At 59.2% G+C, this 18,872-nt stretch carries 20 protein-coding genes, 3 pseudogenes and 1 riboswitch; of the genes and pseudogenes, 9 read left to right on the forward strand and 14 right to left on the reverse strand.

Annotated elements, in window-relative coordinates; all coding sequences use genetic code 11:
* Positions 1-16: 16 nt before the first annotated feature.
* Both ETW23_RS18410 and ETW23_RS18415 read right to left on the reverse strand, forming a co-directional pair.
* A complete protein-coding gene (locus tag ETW23_RS18410; protein WP_129369273.1) occupies positions 17-1,249 on the reverse strand; it encodes an adenylate/guanylate cyclase domain-containing protein in 1,233 nt (410 codons plus the stop codon).
* Between the two features lie 51 nt (positions 1,250-1,300).
* A complete protein-coding gene (locus ETW23_RS18415) occupies positions 1,301-1,741 on the reverse strand; it encodes a MarR family winged helix-turn-helix transcriptional regulator (protein WP_134830858.1) in 441 nt (146 codons plus the stop codon).
* A gap of 71 nt (positions 1,742-1,812) precedes the next feature.
* Between ETW23_RS18415 and hmgA the strand changes: the two genes are divergently transcribed.
* The 7 genes and pseudogenes from hmgA (at position 1,813) to maiA (ending at position 8,705) form a co-directional block, all read left to right on the forward strand.
* Positions 1,813-3,168: a homogentisate 1,2-dioxygenase gene (gene hmgA, locus ETW23_RS18420; RefSeq protein WP_134830859.1), complete on the forward strand. Its 1,356-nt coding sequence runs from the start codon at positions 1,813-1,815 to the stop codon at positions 3,166-3,168.
* A 106-nt stretch (positions 3,169-3,274) separates the two neighbouring features.
* On the forward strand, positions 3,275-4,531 hold the full coding sequence (fahA, locus tag ETW23_RS18425) for a fumarylacetoacetase (protein WP_134830860.1): 1,257 nt from the start codon (positions 3,275-3,277) through the stop codon (positions 4,529-4,531).
* Positions 4,532-4,542: 11 nt separating this feature from the next.
* Positions 4,543-5,493: an MBL fold metallo-hydrolase gene (locus ETW23_RS18430; protein WP_134830861.1), complete on the forward strand. Its 951-nt coding sequence runs from the start codon at positions 4,543-4,545 to the stop codon at positions 5,491-5,493.
* 149 nt (positions 5,494-5,642) lie between these two features.
* Positions 5,643-7,252, forward strand: a pseudogene (locus ETW23_RS18435) (FAD-dependent oxidoreductase).
* 5 nt (positions 7,253-7,257) lie between these two features.
* Positions 7,258-7,473: a DUF2783 domain-containing protein gene (locus ETW23_RS18440; RefSeq protein ID WP_129369267.1), complete on the forward strand. Its 216-nt coding sequence runs from the start codon at positions 7,258-7,260 to the stop codon at positions 7,471-7,473.
* Entirely contained in the window at positions 7,470-8,012 is a 543-nt protein-coding gene (locus tag ETW23_RS18445) for a VOC family protein (protein ID WP_129369266.1), read from the forward strand. Before ETW23_RS18440 ends, ETW23_RS18445 begins: the two co-directional genes overlap by 4 nt.
* Before the next feature lie 60 nt (positions 8,013-8,072).
* On the forward strand, positions 8,073-8,705 hold the full coding sequence (gene maiA / locus ETW23_RS18450; RefSeq protein WP_134830862.1) for a maleylacetoacetate isomerase: 633 nt from the start codon (positions 8,073-8,075) through the stop codon (positions 8,703-8,705).
* Positions 8,706-8,911: 206 nt separating this feature from the next.
* Here maiA and ETW23_RS18455 read toward each other — a convergent pair whose 3' ends face one another.
* The 8 genes and pseudogenes from ETW23_RS18455 to ETW23_RS26225 form a co-directional block, all read right to left on the reverse strand.
* Complete coding sequence (locus ETW23_RS18455; protein ID WP_134830863.1) at positions 8,912-10,336, reverse strand: aminotransferase class V-fold PLP-dependent enzyme; 1,425 nt, start codon at positions 10,334-10,336, stop codon at positions 8,912-8,914.
* Between the two features lie 224 nt (positions 10,337-10,560).
* Positions 10,561-11,211, reverse strand: a complete 651-nt coding sequence (locus ETW23_RS18460; RefSeq protein WP_134830864.1) for an energy-coupling factor ABC transporter ATP-binding protein — start codon at positions 11,209-11,211, stop codon at positions 10,561-10,563.
* Positions 11,198-11,683, reverse strand: a complete 486-nt coding sequence (locus ETW23_RS26865; RefSeq protein ID WP_368075855.1) for an energy-coupling factor transporter transmembrane protein EcfT — start codon at positions 11,681-11,683, stop codon at positions 11,198-11,200. The genes ETW23_RS18460 and ETW23_RS26865 overlap by 14 nt, the downstream gene beginning before the upstream one ends.
* A complete protein-coding gene (locus ETW23_RS26870; RefSeq protein ID WP_368075856.1) occupies positions 11,614-11,985 on the reverse strand; it encodes an energy-coupling factor transporter transmembrane protein EcfT in 372 nt (123 codons plus the stop codon). The genes ETW23_RS26865 and ETW23_RS26870 overlap by 70 nt, the downstream gene beginning before the upstream one ends.
* On the reverse strand, positions 11,982-12,575 hold the full coding sequence (locus ETW23_RS18470; protein ID WP_134830865.1) for a cobalt ABC transporter permease: 594 nt from the start codon (positions 12,573-12,575) through the stop codon (positions 11,982-11,984). The genes ETW23_RS26870 and ETW23_RS18470 overlap by 4 nt, the downstream gene beginning before the upstream one ends.
* On the reverse strand, positions 12,572-13,189 hold the full coding sequence (cbiM, locus tag ETW23_RS18475) for a cobalt transporter CbiM (RefSeq protein WP_134830866.1): 618 nt from the start codon (positions 13,187-13,189) through the stop codon (positions 12,572-12,574). The genes ETW23_RS18470 and cbiM overlap by 4 nt, the downstream gene beginning before the upstream one ends.
* 10 nt (positions 13,190-13,199) lie before the next feature.
* Complete coding sequence (locus tag ETW23_RS18480) at positions 13,200-13,985, reverse strand: DUF4198 domain-containing protein (RefSeq protein WP_134830867.1); 786 nt, start codon at positions 13,983-13,985, stop codon at positions 13,200-13,202.
* A gap of 140 nt (positions 13,986-14,125) precedes the next feature.
* Positions 14,126-14,341, reverse strand: a riboswitch (cobalamin riboswitch).
* Positions 14,342-14,566: 225 nt separating this feature from the next.
* Positions 14,567-14,906, reverse strand: a pseudogene (locus ETW23_RS26225) (hypothetical protein); the annotation flags it as partial.
* A 199-nt stretch (positions 14,907-15,105) separates the two neighbouring features.
* On the opposite strand from ETW23_RS26225, the gene ETW23_RS18490 reads away from it, so the two are divergent.
* Together ETW23_RS18490 and ETW23_RS26875 are read left to right on the forward strand one after the other, a co-directional pair.
* Positions 15,106-15,669 (forward strand): LysR substrate-binding domain-containing protein, encoded by a 564-nt coding sequence (locus ETW23_RS18490; protein ID WP_134830868.1) that lies wholly within the window; start codon positions 15,106-15,108, stop codon positions 15,667-15,669.
* Positions 15,572-15,958 (forward strand): hypothetical protein, encoded by a 387-nt coding sequence (locus ETW23_RS26875; RefSeq protein ID WP_134830869.1) that lies wholly within the window; start codon positions 15,572-15,574, stop codon positions 15,956-15,958. Before ETW23_RS18490 ends, ETW23_RS26875 begins: the two co-directional genes overlap by 98 nt.
* Here the strand turns inward: ETW23_RS26875 and ETW23_RS18500 are convergent.
* The 4 genes and pseudogenes from ETW23_RS18500 to ETW23_RS26230 form a co-directional block, all read right to left on the reverse strand.
* Positions 15,876-17,005, reverse strand: a protein-coding gene (locus ETW23_RS18500; protein WP_134830870.1) for an IS3 family transposase whose coding sequence is annotated in 2 segments (ribosomal slippage) — positions 15,876-16,762 and positions 16,762-17,005 — 1,131 coding nt in all. Because the reading frame shifts where the segments join, the coding sequence is not laid out codon by codon here. The genes ETW23_RS26875 and ETW23_RS18500 overlap by 83 nt on opposite strands.
* 464 nt (positions 17,006-17,469) lie before the next feature.
* Positions 17,470-17,820, reverse strand: a complete 351-nt coding sequence (locus ETW23_RS18505; protein ID WP_247676978.1) for an RlmF-related methyltransferase — start codon at positions 17,818-17,820, stop codon at positions 17,470-17,472.
* 17 nt (positions 17,821-17,837) lie between these two features.
* Positions 17,838-17,912 (reverse strand): annotated as a pseudogene (locus ETW23_RS26880) (hypothetical protein); the annotation flags it as partial.
* 306 nt (positions 17,913-18,218) lie between these two features.
* Positions 18,219-18,659 (reverse strand): hypothetical protein, encoded by a 441-nt coding sequence (locus ETW23_RS26230; protein ID WP_247676979.1) that lies wholly within the window; start codon positions 18,657-18,659, stop codon positions 18,219-18,221.
* Positions 18,660-18,872: the final 213 nt, after the last annotated feature.

Consider the following 18,872-nt stretch of genomic DNA (forward strand, 5'->3'; position numbering starts at 1 on the left):
TCCTGCCCGCGGCGGTTTAGCCATCGCAGCCGCAATTGCCGCGGTAAATGGTGTAAAGCTCAATCGGCTCGGCCACTCCGCGCAGCATGTAACGGCCCAGCGACACCAGATCGTGGTTGGTGCCTTTGGCCGCCTTCTGCACGTCTTCGGACATGATGATGCTTTGGCCGACCGAACGGTGCATCCCCGCGATCCGGGCGGTCTGGTTCACCGCCTGGCCGATGACGGTGAAATCAAGCCGGTTCTCTGCACCGATATTGCCGTAGAGGATGGTTCCCGCGTGCAGCGCCAGGGTAAAGCCCGCGGTGGGCAGCCCCCGCTCTTCGCGCTCGGAGTTGAAGGCACGCACTTTGCCGCACAGTTCATTGGCCGCCGCAAGGGCCGCATGGGCGTCCTCCTCGATACTGCCGAGGTTGAACATGGTCAGCATGCCGTCGCCCATGAACTTGAGGATATTGCCGCCATGCGCCTGGATGGTTTCCACCGCCAGGCCGAAATAGCCGTTCAGCATCTCGATCAGCTCGGTTCCGGGCAGCCGTTCCGCCAGCTGGGTAAAGCCCTTAAGGTCAAACAGGCAGAGCACAGCATCGATCTGCTGCGAGGAACCGCGTTGAATTTCGCCTGACAAAACCCGGCGGCCCGCATCGCGGCCCAGATAGACCTGCAAAAGATCACTGGCCATCTGCCGGTTGGAAGAGGATTTCAGCGCCAGCCCCAGGTGCGGCAGCGTAGTACGGATCAGATCCAGCTCGCGGTTGCTGAACCCGCCGGGCCGGTCTGATGACCAGGAAACCAGCATGCCTTCCTGCGGATGGCGCGGATCGTTCGGACCCGCTTCGGGCGGTGCAAACCGCACGCCTTTTGCGAAGTAATCGGTCGCCCCGCGCTCGCGCAATTCAGGCAGCAGCGGAAATTCTGCCGGGGCACTGTCTTCGATCCTTTCCCGGAACTCTTCCAGATTGTGCTCCAGAATGTGGAAGAACGGGCTGCGCAGCCATTCCTCGCGCGGGGACTCGCGGTATTCGTAGTGCTCGTGGCTGATGCCGTCGGTGCGGGTCCAATTGAAACCGAGACCACCGAACTTCGGGTGGAAGGCGCGCTGTGCCAGGTGGAACCGCCACAGCGGCACTCCGGCATCGACCAGACGCTGGCAATATCCCTGCAAAAGATCCTGCTGCTGCGCGCCTTGAAGCCCCTGCTCCATCAGCCAGGCAATCAACGGTCCGGAATTGACATCAATCTGTATCATGTTTTCACCTTCAATACCGCCGCCTTACTTGGGTATTCCAGGCGCCGATGTCTATGGGTCTATCTCTGCTAAATTGCGCAGCATATACCGCAAAATTGCAACTTCGCCGGTGGTGAACCGGGCGCAGATGCCGGTGTCGAACTGCAACGCATGTTCGCGCAGATCTTTATAGGCGGCCTCCCCAGCGGCAGTCAGGGTCAAATGTTCGGCCCGCCGGTCATTTTCATCGCGGGTGCGGGTCACAAACCGCTTTTCCGATAGTTTGGCCACGGCGCGGCTGATTTTGGTCTTGTGGATCTTTGCCCGCGAACCGATTTCCTTGGCGGTCATCTCACCGTAGTTGCCCAGGTGGAACAGCACCCGCCACTCTGTGCGCAGCATTCCATAGCGGTTTTTGTAGTGTTTTTGGAAACCCAGCGAGCTTTCCTCAGCCGCCCGGTTCAACAGATACGGCAGGAAATCCTGCAAGGCAAAATCATCTTTTTCGTTCATTTTGCTCCCCTCTCCCTTGTTAGTTACAAAAACAACTAATATTCCGCAAGCAGCAAGAGGAGAAACGCGCGATGAATCGGCCCGCCGATCCCCATGAAATGATCTTGGCCCCCTCTCTTCAGGGGCCGAACGAGGGCTACATGCCCGGTTTTGCCAATGACTTTGAAAGTGAGGCGCTGCCCGGTGCGCTGCCGCAGGGTATGAACAGTCCGCAAAAGTGCAACTATGGCCTTTACGGCGAACAGCTGAGCGGCACCGCCTTTACCGCCGACCCGCCGGAACGGACCTGGTGCTACCGGATCCGCCCGTCGGTAAAGCACTCGCACCGTTATGAGAAAATCGACCTGCCGCTTTGGAAATCAGCGCCTTACGTTGACCCGGACGTGATCTCGCTGGGCCAGTACCGCTGGGATCCGGTGCCGCATTCAGATCAGGGCATGACCTGGCTCACCGGCATGCGCACCATGACCACCGCGGGCGACGTGAACACGCAAGTAGGCATGGCCAGCCACATCTATCTGGTCACCGAGTCGATGGTGGACAGCTACTTCTTTTCCGCTGATTCCGAACTGCTGGTAGTGCCTCAGGAAGGCAGGCTGCGTTTTACGACAGAACTGGGCATTATCGATCTGGCGCCGCAGGAAATTGCCATCATCCCGCGCGGGCTGGTTTACCGGGTCGAGGTGCTGGAAGGCCCCTGCCGCGGTTTTGTCTGCGAAAATTACGGCCAGAAATTCGAACTTCCGGGCCGCGGCCCGATCGGCGCCAATTGCATGGCTAACCCGCGCGACTTCAGGGCGCCGGTGGCAGCGTTTGAAGATCGTGAAGCCCCCTCGACCGTAACCATCAAATGGTGCGGCCAGTTTCACGAGACCAAAATCGGCCATTCGCCGCTGGATGTGGTTGCCTGGCACGGCAACTATGCACCTTTCAAATACGACCTGACCACCTACTGCCCGGTTGGGGCGATCCTGTTCGATCACCCGGATCCGTCGATTTTCACCGTTCTGACCGCTCCTTCGGGCGTTCCGGGCACTGCCAATATCGACTTTGTGCTGTTCCGCGAGCGCTGGATGGTGGCGGAGAATACCTTCCGCCCGCCATGGTATCACAAGAACATCATGTCGGAGCTGATGGGCAACATCTATGGCCAGTATGACGCTAAGCCGCAGGGATTTGTCCCAGGCGGCATGTCGTTGCACAACATGATGCTGCCGCACGGGCCGGACAAAAACGCATTCGAGGGCGCGTCGAATTCCAACCTCGGCCCTGAAAAGCTGGAGAACACCATGTCCTTCATGTTCGAGACCCGCTTCCCGCAACATCTGACTGCCTTTGCTGCCAAGGAAGCGCCGCTGCAGGATGACTACATCGACTGCTGGAACGACATCGAAAAGAAATTCGACGGCACGCCCGGCCTGAAATGAATATGGTGAGGGGGCGCTGCCCCCTCTGGGCCTGACCGGCCCATTCACCCCCGGAGTACTTCCGGAAAGATGAAAAGGATCTGCGGATCCGGAAACTGGAGACACCATGCCTCTGCTGAAATCCTGGGTGGCCTCGGCCAATGACGCTGCCCACCCGTTCCCGCTGAACAACCTGCCATATGGCGTGTTCTCTGTTGATGGCGACGATCCGCGCTGCGGCGTGGCCATCGGCGGCATGATCCTGGACATGCAGGCCGCCGAAGAGACCGGGCTGATCCAGCTGGGCGATGCGCCGCTGTTCGACGTGCCCTATTGGAACGACCTGATGGAAGAAGGCCCCGCAGTATGGGCCGCACTGCGTGAACGGCTGACTGCGCTGCTTTCCGACGGCGCTGCCGAACAGGAAAAGGTGGAAGCCCTGCTGGTCTCCGCTGTGGATGCCGAGCTGCACATGCCTTTTGCGGTCAGCGAATACACCGACTTCTATGCCGGCAAAAACCACGCCTTCAACGTCGGCACAATGTTTCGCGGCCCGGAAAACGCGCTGCCGCCGAACTGGCTGCATATCCCGATCGGCTATAACGGACGGGCATCCTCTGTGGTGGTCTCCGGCACCGATGTGCGCCGCCCCTGGGGACAGCTGAAAGGCCCCAATGATGCAGCCCCCCGCTGGGCCCCCTGCGCGCGGTTCGATATCGAACTGGAGATGGGCGCCATTGTCGGCACGCCTTCGGACGGTCCGATTACTGTGCAAGAGGCCGATGACCATATCTTTGGCTATGTGCTGCTGAACGATTGGTCGGCGCGCGACATTCAGGCCTGGGAATACCAGCCGCTGGGGCCGTTCCAGGCCAAGGCGACCGCCAATTCGATCAGCCCCTGGATTGTGACCAAAGCAGCACTGGAGCCGTTCCGCTGCGACACGCCCGAGCGCGAGGTGGAGCTGCTGGACCACCTGAAAGACTGCGGGCCGATGCTCTATGACATTGACCTGGAAGTCACCATGGCGCCGGAAGGCAAAGAGGCGACCACCATCGCGCGAACCAACTACAAGGAAATGTACTACTCCGCCGCGCAGCAGCTGGCACATCACACCACCTCGGGCTGCCCGATGAATGCAGGCGACCTTTTGGGGTCCGGCACCATCTCCGGCCCAAGCAAGGAAAGCCGCGGCTCGTTGCTGGAGTTGAGCTGGGGCGGCAAGGAACCACTGACGCTGGACAGTGGCGAAGAGCGCTCCTTCATTGCCGATGGCGACACGCTGACCCTGCGGGGCGCGGCAAAGGGCGACGGCTATTCCATCGGGTTCGGCGACTGCACCGGCACCGTTCTGGCCGCCCTTGAAGACCCCTACGCAAGATAAGGAAGACCACCATGGCAAAAGCTTTTGCGTCCCAAGGGGACATGACCGAAAAGAAGATCACCTTTGATGAAATCGGAGAAGGCCTCTATGCCTTCACCGCCGAGGGCGACCCGAACTCCGGCGTCATCATCGGCGATGACTCTGTGATGATCGTGGAGGCGCAGGCAACCCCGCGGCTGGCGAACAAGGTGATCGAATGCGTGCGCTCGGTGACAGACAAGCCGATCACCCACGTCGTGCTGACGCATTATCACGCTGTCCGGGTGCTGGGCGCCTCGGCATTTGGCGCGCAGCAGGTCATCATGGGCGATGCGGCCCGTGCCATGGTGGTGGAACGCGGCCAGGAAGACTGGGACAGCGAGTTCCAGCGCTTCCCGCGGCTGTTCGAAGGCCATGAAAGCATTCCGGGCCTGACCTGGCCGACCACGACTTTTTCCGACGATATGACCGTGTATCTTGGCAACCGGCGGGTCGATCTGATGCACCTGGGCCGGGCCCATACCGCAGGCGACATCGTAATCCATGTGCCCGACCAGAATGTGATGTTCACCGGTGACATCGTGGAATACCACTCCGCCTGCTACTGCGGTGACGGCCACTTCAGCGACTGGGGCGATACGCTGGACAACATCAAGTCATTCGACGTGGACGCCATCGCACCTGGCCGCGGCGACGCGCTGGTGGGCAAGGACATGGTGAATGCCGCAATCGAAAACACCCGCGGCTTTGTCGAGAGCACGTACCGTCCCGCCGCCAAGGTAGCCGCCCGCAATGGCACCCTGAAAGAGGCCTGGGACGCCGTGCGTGCCGAGTGCGACCCGAAGTTCTCGGATTATGCGATCTACGAGCATTGCCTGCCTTTCAACGTCGCCCGCGCCTATGACGAGGCCCGCGGCATCGACACCCCGCGTATTTGGACCGCCCAGCGCGATCTGGAGATGTGGGAGGCCCTGCAGGGCTGAGCCCCGGCCAGGAATTGCAACCGGGGCGGTTTGATCCAGATCGTGTCGCCCCGGCAGAACCTGTGAGACGCTAGACCATCCTCTCGGCTGCCCACGCCGGGAAGCGGTAAAGCTGTGCCTGACGGCACCCGAATTAGGGAGGAGACCTGATGAACAAGATCTTTGAAGTCCCGTTGTACCCCTATGCGCGCCACGCGGATCAGGACGCCCCTGCCCCCGTGCGCCGCAAGGTGGTGGTGATCGGGGCAGGCCCAATCGGCCTGGCTGCCGCCATAGACCTGGCGCAAGCCGGCACCGAAGTGGTGATTCTGGATGACAACGACAAGGTGAGCTTCGGCTCCCGGGCGATCTGCTTTGCCAAGCGGCCCCTGGAGATCCTCGACCGGTTGGGCTGCGGCCAGCCGATGGTTGACAAGGGCGTGCAGTGGAATGCCGGCAAGGTGTTCTTTGACGAACGTCAGGTCTATGACTTCAATCTGCTGCCGGAGGAAGGCCACAAACGCCCCGCCTTCATCAATCTGCAGCAGTATTACTTTGAGGAATACCTGGTGAACCGGGTTCGCGAGCTGCAGCAGCAGGGCGCACCAATCGAAATCCGCGGCCGCAACAAGGTTTCGGCCATCGGCACTCATCCCAGCCATGTGACATTGGAAATCGACACGCCCGAAGGCTCCTATAACCTGGAGGCCGATTGGCTGATCGCCTGCGACGGCGCAGGCTCTCCGACCCGGCGGATGCTGGGACTGGATTTCGTCGGCCGGGTGTTCGAGGACAACTTCCTGATCGCCGATGTAATTATGGAGGCGGATTTTCCGACCGAACGCTGGTTCTGGTTCGACCCGCCATTCAACAAAGGTCAGTCGGCGCTTTTGCACAAGCAACCGGACGGTGTCTGGCGGATTGATCTGCAATTGGGATGGGATATCGACAAGGAGCGCGAGAAACGCCCGGAAAACGTGATCCCGCGCCTCAAGGCGATGCTGGGGGAGGACGTGAAGTTCGAGCTGGAGTGGGTGTCGATCTACACATTCCAATGCCGCCGGATGGAGCAATTCCGCCATGGTCGGGTGCTGTTTGCCGGCGATGCCGCGCATCAGGTCTCGCCCTTTGGGGCCCGCGGTGCGAACTCCGGCATTCAGGACACCGACAACCTGTGCTGGAAGCTTCAGATGGTGATCGACGGCACCGCGCCGGAAAGCCTGCTGGACAGCTATGACACCGAGCGGGTTCACGGTGCGGATGAAAACATCCTGAACTCATCGCGCTCCACCGATTTCATCACGCCCAAGTCCGAGATGAGCCGGGTGCTGCGTGACGCGGTTCTGGACCTGTCCGAACAGTTTGAATTCGCCCGTCCGCTGGTGAACTCGGGCCGCCTGTCGGTGCCATGCACCTATGACGGCTCGCCGCTGAATTCGGCAGATGCACTGGACGGGCCAGAGCGTACCCGCCCAGGCTCCTCCTGCCCCGACGTGCCGCTGGGCGACGGATTCTTGCTAGACAAGCTGGGAGATAAATTCGTGCTGCTCACCATCGACGCCGATGCCCCGATGTGATCGAGGAAGAAGGTATGGAAGTCACCCGGCTGGCGCTCTCCATCAAGGATGACAAGACGCTGGCGCTGAAGGAACGGTATCTGGGCAAGCATGACAGCGGTGTTTACCTGATCCGCCCGGACCAGCATGTTGCTGCCCGCCGCCCCGGCTTTGACGAAAACCAGTTCCGGCACGCAATCCGCCGGGCCATCGGCAAGGAGTGATCAAGATGACCGAAGACCAATTGATCCTGACCGCCAACCTCGAGCGCGCCGACGATTTCTATGCAGATCTCCTGACCGCGCATGAGGGCCTCAGCAAAGCCGAAAGCGATGCGCTGAATGCGCGTCTGGTGCTGGTGCTGGCTAATCACATTGGAAAACGCGCGATCCTGAAACAGGCGCTGGCCGCGGCCGCGCTGAAACCTGGGGAGGACACCGCTTGAAAATCGAACAGATCCACCACGTCGCCTACCGCTGCAAGGACGCCAAACAGACGGTAGAGTGGTACAACAAGATGCTGCACATGGACTTTGTCCTGGCAATTGCCGAGGACCATGTTCCATCAACGCATGAACCCGACCCCTACATGCATATCTTCATGGATGCAGGTAACGGCAACGTCCTGGCCTTCTTTGAACTGCCGACCAAGCCGGAGATGGACCGCGACCGCAACACGCCGGTCTGGGTGCAGCATATCGCCTTCAAGGTGAAAGACCGCGAGACCCTGATCCAGTTCAAGGAGCATCTGGAGGCCAACGGTGTCGAAGTTCTGGGCGTCACTGACCACTCGATCTTCCACTCGATCTACTTCTTCGACCCGAACGGCCACCGGGTGGAACTGGCCTGTCCGGATCCCGAGGAAGAGGCGTTGCTGAAGAAGCTGGACTCGGTGAAATGGGAAATGCTGGAAGAATGGTCCAAGACCAAGAAGGCCCCCAAGCATGCCGAATGGCTGCACGCCAAGGAATTGCACAAGACCTGAATATGGCCAAACCAATTAAGGCAGCCCATCGGGCTGCCTCCTCAGCACCGGAGGACGCCGATGGGCAGCACGCTTCTTTATGACTACTGGCGATCATCGGCCAGCTACCGGCTGCGCATCGCGCTGAACCTGGGTGAAATCGAATACACCTCGGTCCCGGTTGATCTGGTTAAGGGCGAGCACAAGAGCCCGGAGCACCTGGCCCGCAACCCGCAGGGCTTTGTACCGGTGCTTGAGATCGACGGGCTGCGTCTGACCCAATCACTGGGGATTCTGGATTACCTGGACGAAACCCGGAACCTCGGCCTATTGCCCAAAGACCCAGGCTTGCGTGCCAAGGCACGGGCGTTGGCCCATTCGGTTGCGGTGGATGTGCATCCGGTCTGTAACTTGCAAGTGGCCAGACACGCGACCCAGCTCAGCAGCGGTGCGGCAGACATGCCCAAGGCCTGGATGCAGCATTTCATCCGGCCTGGCCTGCAAGCGTTTGAGGCATTACTTGCCGGCTTCAGCCAGTCGCCCTTTTGCATTGGAAAAACACCGGGGCTCGCCGATATCTGCCTGATGCCGCAACTTTACAATGCACGCCGCTGGGAAGTGGACTTTGCGGACCTGCCACGGATCTGCGCCGTGGAAACAGCCTGCGCGGCGCACCCTGCTTTTGCCGCGGCGCACCCGGATCAGCTCCGCTGACCAGTCACTCCGCATGTTGCGCCGGCATAAATATGCAATAGACCGAGGCATTGGCGGGAGTCTGCGTGCGCCAGGGGCGCAGGCAGGACAGGCGCACATCGGGTGCAGCATTTCAAATTAAGCAATGTTCCCGCAGGGCTAGCCGGTTTTCGCGGCACCTGCCGCTTGCGTAAACTGGAGGGGCTTCAAGTTGCTATTCAAGCCATTCAGCGAACATTGGCGACGCAGTGGCGATAAGCATTAATTAATTCAGTTGAAAGAAGGTCAGCATCTTCTTCCTGCATGCCGTATCCAATGACAGAAGCCCGAATGATCTTGCGGCCCGCCCATTCGCCGTGTGTCGGGTAAACTTTGCCATTTTCCTGAACACGCCGCAGGACCTGCATAGTGAGCTTGTCGCCATCCGCCCCGTCGCCGCAGCAAATCGCAACCTGGTTGCTGTGGGTGCGGTTCAGGACTGTTAAGCCGGGCTCGTTAGACACCGTTCGGGCAATCCGCTCCGCGAGGCGGCAATGGTGCGCCACAAGTTCGCGAACACCCGCCCGGCCGAGATGCCGCAGTATCGCATAGCTAGGGACACCTCTTGCCCGCCGGGATAATTCAGGCGTTGAATCACTTGGTTCCCAATGTTCAGTGGTCTCAGGCAGATAGGCGCCACGGGCAGACATCGACGCAACGAGCGGCGCACGGTCGCGTACTATAACCATGCCGGCATCGAAAGGAGCGTTAAGCCACTTGTGCAGGTCGATTGCCCAGCTGTCCGCTTCGCCGACCCCCTCCAGCCGATTTGCAAGCTCGGGCACTGCAGCGAGCCATAGCCCGAACGCTCCATCGACATGAACCCAGCCCTTCTTCTCGCGCACCATTGGGATCAATTCGTCAAACGGATCGAAGGCGCCGGTGTTTATTTGACCTGCTTGCAGGATCACAAGCGGCGGCTTGCTGCACCGGTTTATTGCTGCCCGAAAGGCGTCCGGCTTAATCCTCCCTTCGCTGTCGGCAGCTACAGTTTGTGTGCGGCTTGCTCCAAATCCGGCGTAGCGCAGGGCTGCAAATGGCGCAGAATGTGCGTCTTGCCCGATCAGAACCGGAATCTCCGGTGCCCCGAAAAGCCCATCAGCTTCGACATCCCAACCCTGAGCGGCCAGCAGCGCATGGCGTGCCGCCATAATGCCAGCCATGTTTGCAACCGTACCGCCGGTCACCAATCCGGCTCCGCTTTCGGCAGGCAGCGACAGCAATTCAATAACCCAGTTGCAGACGGCGCGCTCCATACCCGTGATTGCTGGTGTCTCAAAGGATGAACCCGCGTTTTGCCCCCAGGCTGACACTAAGAAATCAGCAGCTACACCAACGGGATGCGACGCACCAAGGACATAGCCGAAGAAGGTCGGGGCTGCCATTTTGTGCAGCCCGCCGTCAGCCTGCTGCACGATATCCTCGATAACCTTACTCTCCGGCACCCCTGTTTCAGCAAGAGGCCCCAGGAAGCGGTTTGCAGCTTCGCCAAGTTCCAAGCTGGGGCGGGCCAGCCCCTGAGGCAGATCCTCGCGAAAAGCCTTTGCCGCTCTGTAGGCTGTTTCTAAAGCTACCGCTTGCCCATCACTCAAGCCACGCCGAACACGTTCCATCTCACATATCCCTCCTACTTTTTAACAACACGTCGAAAAGTAGCACGAATTCCGAGTTCCCCTGAGCGACCAATGCCATTTTGGCAATGCGGCCGGTCGTGGCGGATTGGAGAACCCGCCAGCTGCCTGCCGCCCAGCCTGGAGCGAGGGACGGGTTGTTGGGCAGGGGGTTTTTCGGGTGCCGGTTCGTGTTTGGGCCATTCGTGTTCAATTAGCCGCACGTCCTAAGCCCGTATAAGCTCGCGGCCCTTCAAGCGATATCCTCCAGGAGCAATCTGTTTACGGAATTCCTGATCATGGCTGACCAGAAGGATTGCTTGATCAAGCCCTTTCAGGATCCCGGCCAGCCGCGCGTAGTTGTCCGGGTCCAGTGCGTTGGTCGGCTCATCCAGAATAAGCACCGCCGGCTCCATGGCCAGCACCGTGGCCAGTGTCACCAGCCTCTTCTCGCCGCCCGACAGTTTGTGGGTCACCCGGTCGCGCAGGTGCATCAGTTCCAGGCGGGTCAGCACGCTGTCAACAATTGCCAAGGCATCCTGTTTGGATTTGCCCAGGTTGAGCGGACCAAAGGCCACATCCTCGGCCACGGTCGGGCAGAAGAGCTGGTCGTCGGCGTCCTGAAACACAAAGCCCACGCGGCGGCGCATCTCGTGAAAATCCGCTTCCGCCATGCAAGGCTTGCCAAAGGCGGTGACGGTGCCGCTGGCGGGAACAAGCAGCCCCATAATGATTTTCAGCAGTGTCGATTTTCCGGCGCCGTTGGGCCCGGAAATCGACAGCCGTTCACCAGCGTTGAGCCGCATCGAGGCGCCTTCCAGCACTGGATCAAGCCCTGGGTAGGCAAAGTGGATATTGTTCAAATCAAGAAGCGGCATAGGCGGCCTCCGCCCAGATCAGGGCAGCAAGTGCGGCGGACAACGCCGCGGCAAACAGCAGGTCGGACCGGTTGAAACGAAAATCCTCCAGCAGGATGATGCGGCCGGAGAACCCCCGGCATTTCATCGCCGCCAGAATGCGCTCCGACCGTTCGATGGAGCGCACCAGCATCATGCCAACCAGATAGCCGTAGCTGCGGTAGGTGTGCCAATTGGTTCCGGGTCGGAAGCCGCGCAGCTTCATCGAGGTGCGCAGGCGCTGGTATTCCTCGCGCAGAACGTCGATGTAGCGGATGGTGAACATCATCAGATGCACCAGCCGCTCCGGCATCTTGAGGGCAAAGAGCGCGTGGCCCATGGTTACCGGCTCCATCGAACCCACCAGTGTCATAACCGCAAGGATCACCGCATTGGCGGTAAGGGCAATCTCGGTTGCACGCCACAGGCCTTCCCAGCTGGCCTCCAGCCCCAAATGGACAGGGCCGGGGTTCCCGGCACTGTAAACGGCAGCAGCACCAGCATGAAGATGATGAAACTGTCCATCATCGCCATCCGTTTCAGCGTTTTCCGGGGCGGCAGGCCAGAGAAGGCCAGCAACCACATCGACAGGCCGAGAGCGGCCGCCAGAACCCAAAGATTGCTGAGCGAGACAACCACCACCGCATAGGCGACCGTCATCACGATGCGCATCCGCGGGTCAATTGCTGTGACCTTGGCGTGGAAGGTGCCGAAACCGCCGAGCGGTTTTTCCTCGCTCGTCAGAACATAGGTCATGCGCTGCTGCCGATCTTGCGGCGTGCGGCAATGTAGAAGCCCAGCCCGAACAGGCCGCAGATATAGCCGATGCCGCCAAGCACGGATTGAAAGTCCGACTTGTTCTTGAACGCTGTCAGCTCCTGCCGGAGCGGGCGCAGTTCATTGCGCATCATGGTGGCAAGTTCGGAGCGGGTTTGATCGGAGAGGCCCGCGGACCCTGCCGTCGCCGGCGCTGCAGAGGTGTCCGGGGCAGCAGCCGCTGAAACTGCTGCCGCGCCCGGGCTTTGCCCAATGATCTGCGCGACTTCCGCACCGTCCATCATCATCTCGGCCACGTGGCCAGCACCCAGATCGCCGCGGAAGATATGTGTCACAGGCTCCGACGGAGTGAACAGGAAAAAGCCGTCACCGTCGGTTCTGGCCTCTCCCAGCTTGCTGCCGGCCGCGTCAAAGATCTCAATCAGCAGGTCCGCGGCCATGTCACCGTTGGAAAAGCCCACTTCGCCTTCAATGTCGGAACCGGACGGAAAGACAGCTGAGATAACATTGTGTGCCATCACCGGGAGCGGCGCCAGCAGTGCAAGGATCAGAATGCAGGAGCGGATCATGCAAGGCTTCCTTTTGTGTCGAAAAACAGCTCGGGCTTCACACGCCGCGCCAGGAAAATGGCAGCACCGGACAAAAGCGCTTCGATGATCACCACCGGAATATGGGAAAAGAACACCAGTTTCGCGGCCAGGATAAACTCATCGCCGGACAACATCAGCGAGACTGCAACAGCAAGTGTTGTGGCAGCAATGGCCGCGCCGCCGCCGATACCGCCCCAGATGGCGCCCTGCAGAGGCGAGCCGCGGGCCACCAGCGGTCGGAATATCAGCCCGACCAGAACTGCAGGCAGGGCGATGTTCACGGCGTTCACGCCCAGCACGGTCAGCCCGCCAAAGCCAAAGAACACCGCCTGCAGCAAGAGGCCGACAAACAGGGCCGGAAAGGCCGCCCAGCCCAGAACCAGCCCCGCAAGCCCGTTCAGGATCAGGTGAACCGAACTCGGCCCGATCGGGACATGGATCAGGGAGGCCACAAAGAAACTGGCCGAAAGAACCCCCGCCGCCGGAATACGTTCCAGCGGCAGGCTCCGCAGCCCCATGGCGATACCGCCGACGGCGGCAACCGCGCCGCCGATCACAACCGGATTCGACAATGCGCCGTCTACGATATGCATGGTGCTATTCTCACTTCAGCTCTTCAGCGTGGATCCACAACACAGCGTCCTGGCTGAGTTCCTTGCCGTCATGCTCAGTCGCCGGGCCGGAGCCGAGAGCAGCAAAGCCCCAGTGGCCCGCTTTCGGAATGCCAAAGGAAAAGACGCCATTCTGGTCTGCAATCGCAACGATGGCGCCGCCGGACATCGGCTGAACCGTCGGGTTGGTTGTGGAAAAGGCCGCAAGGTCAGGCTCTGATGCCATGAATTCAACCTCGATTTCGGCACCAGGAACCGGCTTGCCATCCGCCAGCACCTGACCTGAGAAGGTAGAGCCGACAATGACGTTATAGGGCTTGTTCAGCGGCAGGATCTCGGTTTCCAGGCCCACCGGCTGATCCCAATCGGTGGGCAGGGTGTTGCGGTTCAGCACGACTTTGGAAATCTGCTGAATATAGATGTCTTCGCTTTCCTCATAATAGGGCGCGGGCACAGTCACCACCACATAGTCGCCCGAGCGCTTGACCGGAACCGACGCCCTGTAGGCGGCGGCTTCGTTCTCCGCGCCCTTGAATGTGGCCGGTTCCAAGCGGTCCGAAAGATCAACCTTTTCGCCCTTGTGAACCATAAAAAATTCTTCGGGTTTGCCCATGTCCATCACATGGCCGTTTTCCAGCGGGTGCCAGAACACCAGCCCCATCGGCACATCGCCGGGCTTCCCGATCAGCACGTTTTCAGTGTAGTTCAGCTGGAAATGCGCCGATGCGGTGACCGGCAGGGATATGGCCAGAGCTGCAGCCAGATAATTCAGTTTCATTTCGTCCTCATTCGACGACACAGGCGCACCTGCAATCAGGAATGAACAACGGGGAGAGTGGCACGGAGAAGCCTGAACGGCAGCCGCGCCAGACGCGCACCCCGGCGTCCGGTGGAAAAGGGCAGACACTCCGCTAGCGAAGTCTTTGCCCTGTGTCCGGCAGGTCTCCTGACTCGCGGGTCTTGGTTCGGCTGGCCTTCCCGGGAAAGATCCCAGTGGCATGTTCAGCGTCACTCACCGCTCACAGTTGCGGGGGCAGTCACGGATTTGGTCCCTTATGGGTACGCCGCACCGTGTTCCCTATTTCTTCCGCTGCGCATTGAAACACTCGCGGAACCGGTCACACTGGCTGAATGGCAAAACCATTTTACTGAGTCAAGCTTCCCGTCTTCTGTTCAATTGCCGAATGAGTACTTCCTTGCGGTGCTCCATGATGAGCTGGCCTGTTAGTATTGAGTGGCGGATCACGAACAACAATCGGCCCTTTTCGGTACTCTTGAATGCCGGCAGGTGCCACGTTCCTGTTCCGGCAGCTGGCACCTGCTATCTTGATATAAGTGCGTCGTTGCACCTTGCCGCCGCTAGCTGTTCAGTCCCGGCATCTGGTGGATCGGATCAATGATGAATCGATCTGGCTCTGAAGTCCGGATTTTGCAGATGCATTCGTAGGGCGTGAGGCCGCTGAGAGTTTTGAGTCTGCGGGCAAAGTTGCAGGCAGCCATGAGGTCGCCGAGATGTGTTCGTAACTGATCGTGGCTGTCGTTGAGATGTCGCATCACTGCCGCCTCATTGAGCGTGCGGTTCATCCGCTCAAGTTGGCCGCCACTCTGGAGAAGTCCCCCGGACTGTTTACCAATCCTCGCAGCTCCACGGATGGTTCAGTTTGGTCAATCGATGCTCGATCCCGTTAGCCTCACAGATCATGCCGCAGCGCATCTTCCGGGAGTATCGGTCGACCTTTATTTGCAATTTCCAAATATTGATTTCACTACGGATCCGATTGTCTTAGCGCGCCCCTGCGTACCCTACCCCGGCAAACGAGGATAATTCCAATGTCGGACCCCCGCGCAGATTCCACTGTTCTTGAAGACCTCGAGAAGAAGGCACATTGGTTGTCGACATGGAAGAAGCCAAGGAGACGCTGCGGGCGCTGGTGGAGCGGATCGTGCTGACACCTTCGGTGGAGGGCGCTGGCCTGGATCTGCCCCTGGAAGGCGATCTGGCCGGGCTGCAGCGGCTGGCGGCAGGTGCTAAAGGCACGAACACGGATAAGGCCCCGGACGTGTCATCCGAAACCTTTGAAAAAAATGACGAATTAGGGATACTTGCGGGAGCAGGCAAGCGCCGTATCCTACCTGCCCTCGCCGGGCTTCGGTCCCGCTACCCGGATATCGAACTGGAATTGCATGCCGATGATTCAAAATCGGATTTTGCGGCAGAGGCCATCAATCTTTCCTTCAGAACCGGTCTCGCAGACAAGGAGCGGTTTATTTCGGCGGCCGTGCCGTCCGCGCAGCGCGCGCCTTTTGCCAGCCCGGCCTTTGCAGAAAAGTCACCCTGTCTCTCCCGGCCTGCGCGTCAATTCGATGGAGCTTGTATTTGCAGCTGTCCTTGCCGGGCAAGGAACGGCCCTGCTCCCGTCCTTGCTGACAGAGGTGCATTTTCTCGCGCACCTGATCCCTAACTGGTCTGCCGATCCTGTGTTACTGACTTTGCTTTGCCGTCCTGAACGTTTGGCTGCTCCTCAGGTTGCGGCGGTACGGCGCCATATCCTGGATGCATGCGGTAACAGCGACTTCTTGGGGACAGAGCATCGAGACGAGAAAGTCTTACAGCTTACCAAAGCCCGGTTTGGACCTGTCCCGCTTTCGTGCCGCCCCAAGTGCTCGTTTAAGCCACTTTCCGTTCAAACGCGACAGGGCTTTTCCAGTCCAATGCTGAGTGACGGCGGCGCGGATTGTAGAAGCCATTGATGTACTGGAAGATGGCCATTTCAGCGTCTCGGCGCGTTGGCCATGACCTGCGCCAGATCAACTCTGCTTTGATGGTCTTGAAGAACGTCTCAACAGCGGCGTTGTCATAGCAATTTCCCTTACCACTCATCGATACCTTGAACCCGTGTTGGCGTAGGATCTTCTGATAGTCGTGAGAACAATATTGCGATCCACGGTCCGTGTGGTGAATGCAGCCCTTCGGCGGTGTCCGGAACGCAGTTGCCATGTTCAACGCACGGATCGCCAGGTCACGTTTCATGCGGTTGCTCACGGCCCAGCCAATGACGCGCCGAGAGTGCAGATCAAGGATCACAGCAAGATACAGCCAACCCTCGCGCGTCCAGATATAACTGATGTCGCCAGCCCATTTCTGGTTGGGTTGGCTGGCTGCGAAGTCCCGGTCCAGCAGGTTTGGCGCAATGTTGAACTTGTGGTCACTATCTGTCGTGCCCTTGTGTTTACGTGTGCGCACAACAGATATGCCGTTCAGGCGCATCAACCTGCCCACACGGCGGTGGCCGACATCCAAACCGATCTCTTTCAGCTCCTCTGTCATGCGCGGGCGACCATAGCTGCCAAGGCTGAGACGGGATTGCTCTTTGATATGGGCTAATGTCACCATATCAGACCGCTGCCTGCGGCTTGCTGGGCGACGACGGAAAGCCCTCAAGCCACGCGTGCTGACTCCGACAACATCGCACAGCCGGTTGGCTGGAAAGTGGCCCCTGTGTTCTTCGACGAACCTAAATCTCATTGCTTTAGGCCCGCAAAGAACTGGGTGGCCTTCTTTAGGATCTCCCTCTCCTCCTTCAAGAGACGGTTCTCACGTCGAAGTCGGTCATTCTCTTGGGCGAGACTCAAATCCTCTTTCGAAACCACGTCAGTATCTCGATGTGCCGTGATCCACTTGTTCAGCGTCGACATTCCGACACCCAAATCGTCAGCCACCTGTTTACGCGTAAGCCCACTTGTCAGCGCGATACGCACCGCATCCTGCCGAAATTCGTCCGTCCGTTTCAGTCCCATAGTCAGTCTCCTTTGTTGCAGTAAATGCTATCAAAGGAGCGGCATCAAACCGCGACAGGTCCAAATCTCTTCCGGCTGGTGTCGCTTTATTCCCATATTCGATCCTCCGTTTCCTAACTATACGGGCGGACCACTTCAGTGGGGAGGATCAAGACAGCAAGACCATTGAAATGATGGAGCACAGTCAGCCCGTCAACCGAGACACCCCGTCGAATGTCAGGGACATCTTACTGCGTGCAGAGCGGTTTGGGACTCGGGTTGCGGAAACCATCAGGGCCAGCGGCCACCTGTGCCGCGCAACCGGGCCGGACACACGTCTGCTTCTGACCAGTGCCGAAATCAACTTCAACATGTCTTGCTTTGCAGCAGCTATCCACACAGGTCATCCGGGTGTCCTGGAATGCTGCGATACTGCTTCGCCGAAGCAGACATTGTCTGCACAACGGAGCTTCGACAGAGGGGTCCTATGTCCGGGCTTTCTTCGCAACAGAGGAGCGCAGACTTTTCTTCATGTAAGTCCACGCAATAAAACGACTGGTTTTTTGCCCCTGTGCCTTTTCGACGACTTTGCATTCAGCAACCCTGGTTTTTCCTAAAATTCGGTTGAGGGGCTGGAGGTTATCTTTTTTCGACACCAACGAAGTAAACCACAGGCACTGGCCGGCGAATTCCATGCTCTGTTCAACCATGCAGGCGAGCAACTTTATCTCCCCACCAGGGCACCAAAGTTCCGCGTTTTGGTCACCAAAGTTGAGTTTTGTTGAGCGCCCCTTACCAGCCCGACCAAGGCGCAGGCACACTCCCTCAACACCCATTCCGGGCTGTTGAGGGACCAGACGACCACGCGTTCCCCCGGAGCGAACCGGGTCGAGATAGCCCGCGCCAGTTTCTCAGCCTCTGCCAGCAGTTCGCCATATGTTCAGTTCCGTCCCGACGACCCATCCTGCCGGGTCTCTTTTCAGGGCCTCGAAAACTGGCCGCGCCTCGGCAATTTCGCGCAGCGAAACTCCGATGGTGATCTCGCGTACATCCATGTCTGACTGGGCCGGTATGTAGGTAATCGTGGGGTCACCTCAATCGAAGACATGTCTCGCGGGCCCTGCGCAGGGTCATCCATGCGCACGATACAAACACCACAGCCCTGATACGGGGAATAGCCCGATGAGCAGACTCGGTCGGCTTCCTGGCCATCTATGGTCATCACGCGGCCCAACTACGCCACACCACCAGTCACACGCATCCCCCAGGTACGGCAGGATTTGTCGGCGGCTTCCAGAAACTCGCGGCCGATAAAGTCTCGGTCACCGAACTCTACAAATGCGCCAAGCCCGGCGTCGAAAGTTGTGGTCTCCGCTCCGAAATCGGATCCGGCATTCAGCAGGCCGGCCTCGATCCTCCGGGCGCGGAAAACAGGTGTGCCGGTCAGCAGGATGTCGAATGCCGCACCGATCTCCATGATCTTGCCGCCGATTGCAGGGATAAGTTTCGACGTGGATGTATTGGTAGGCCATGAGGTGGCATTCCATTTTTCATTTGGTACGCGGCCTCGGTGAAAACGCAAAACGCGGATCCGCTCCAGAAACTTTTTAATATGAGGATAAGCTCTTTTGCCATATAGTTTTTTTGTCTCTTTGGGCAGCTCTGACAGGCGCACAAATGCGCGTGAAAGCTCCCCAAAGAGACAGACTATAGGTAGCTGAAGCTACCTCGTCTGCCCCTTACGCCGGGGAGGCGCTCCAGCAGCCCTGCGGGTGCTTGCGCGGCCGGTTCCCGGCCTTGCGTTTGGACTGTTTCGAACGGCTTAAAATGCTTTTTGAGTGTCCATCTCGGCTTCAACGCGGCCAGCTTGCCAGCACTTTTTTACACA

The organism is Leisingera sp. NJS201 (assembly GCF_004535885.1).
Classification (GTDB): Bacteria; Pseudomonadota; Alphaproteobacteria; order Rhodobacterales; family Rhodobacteraceae; genus Leisingera.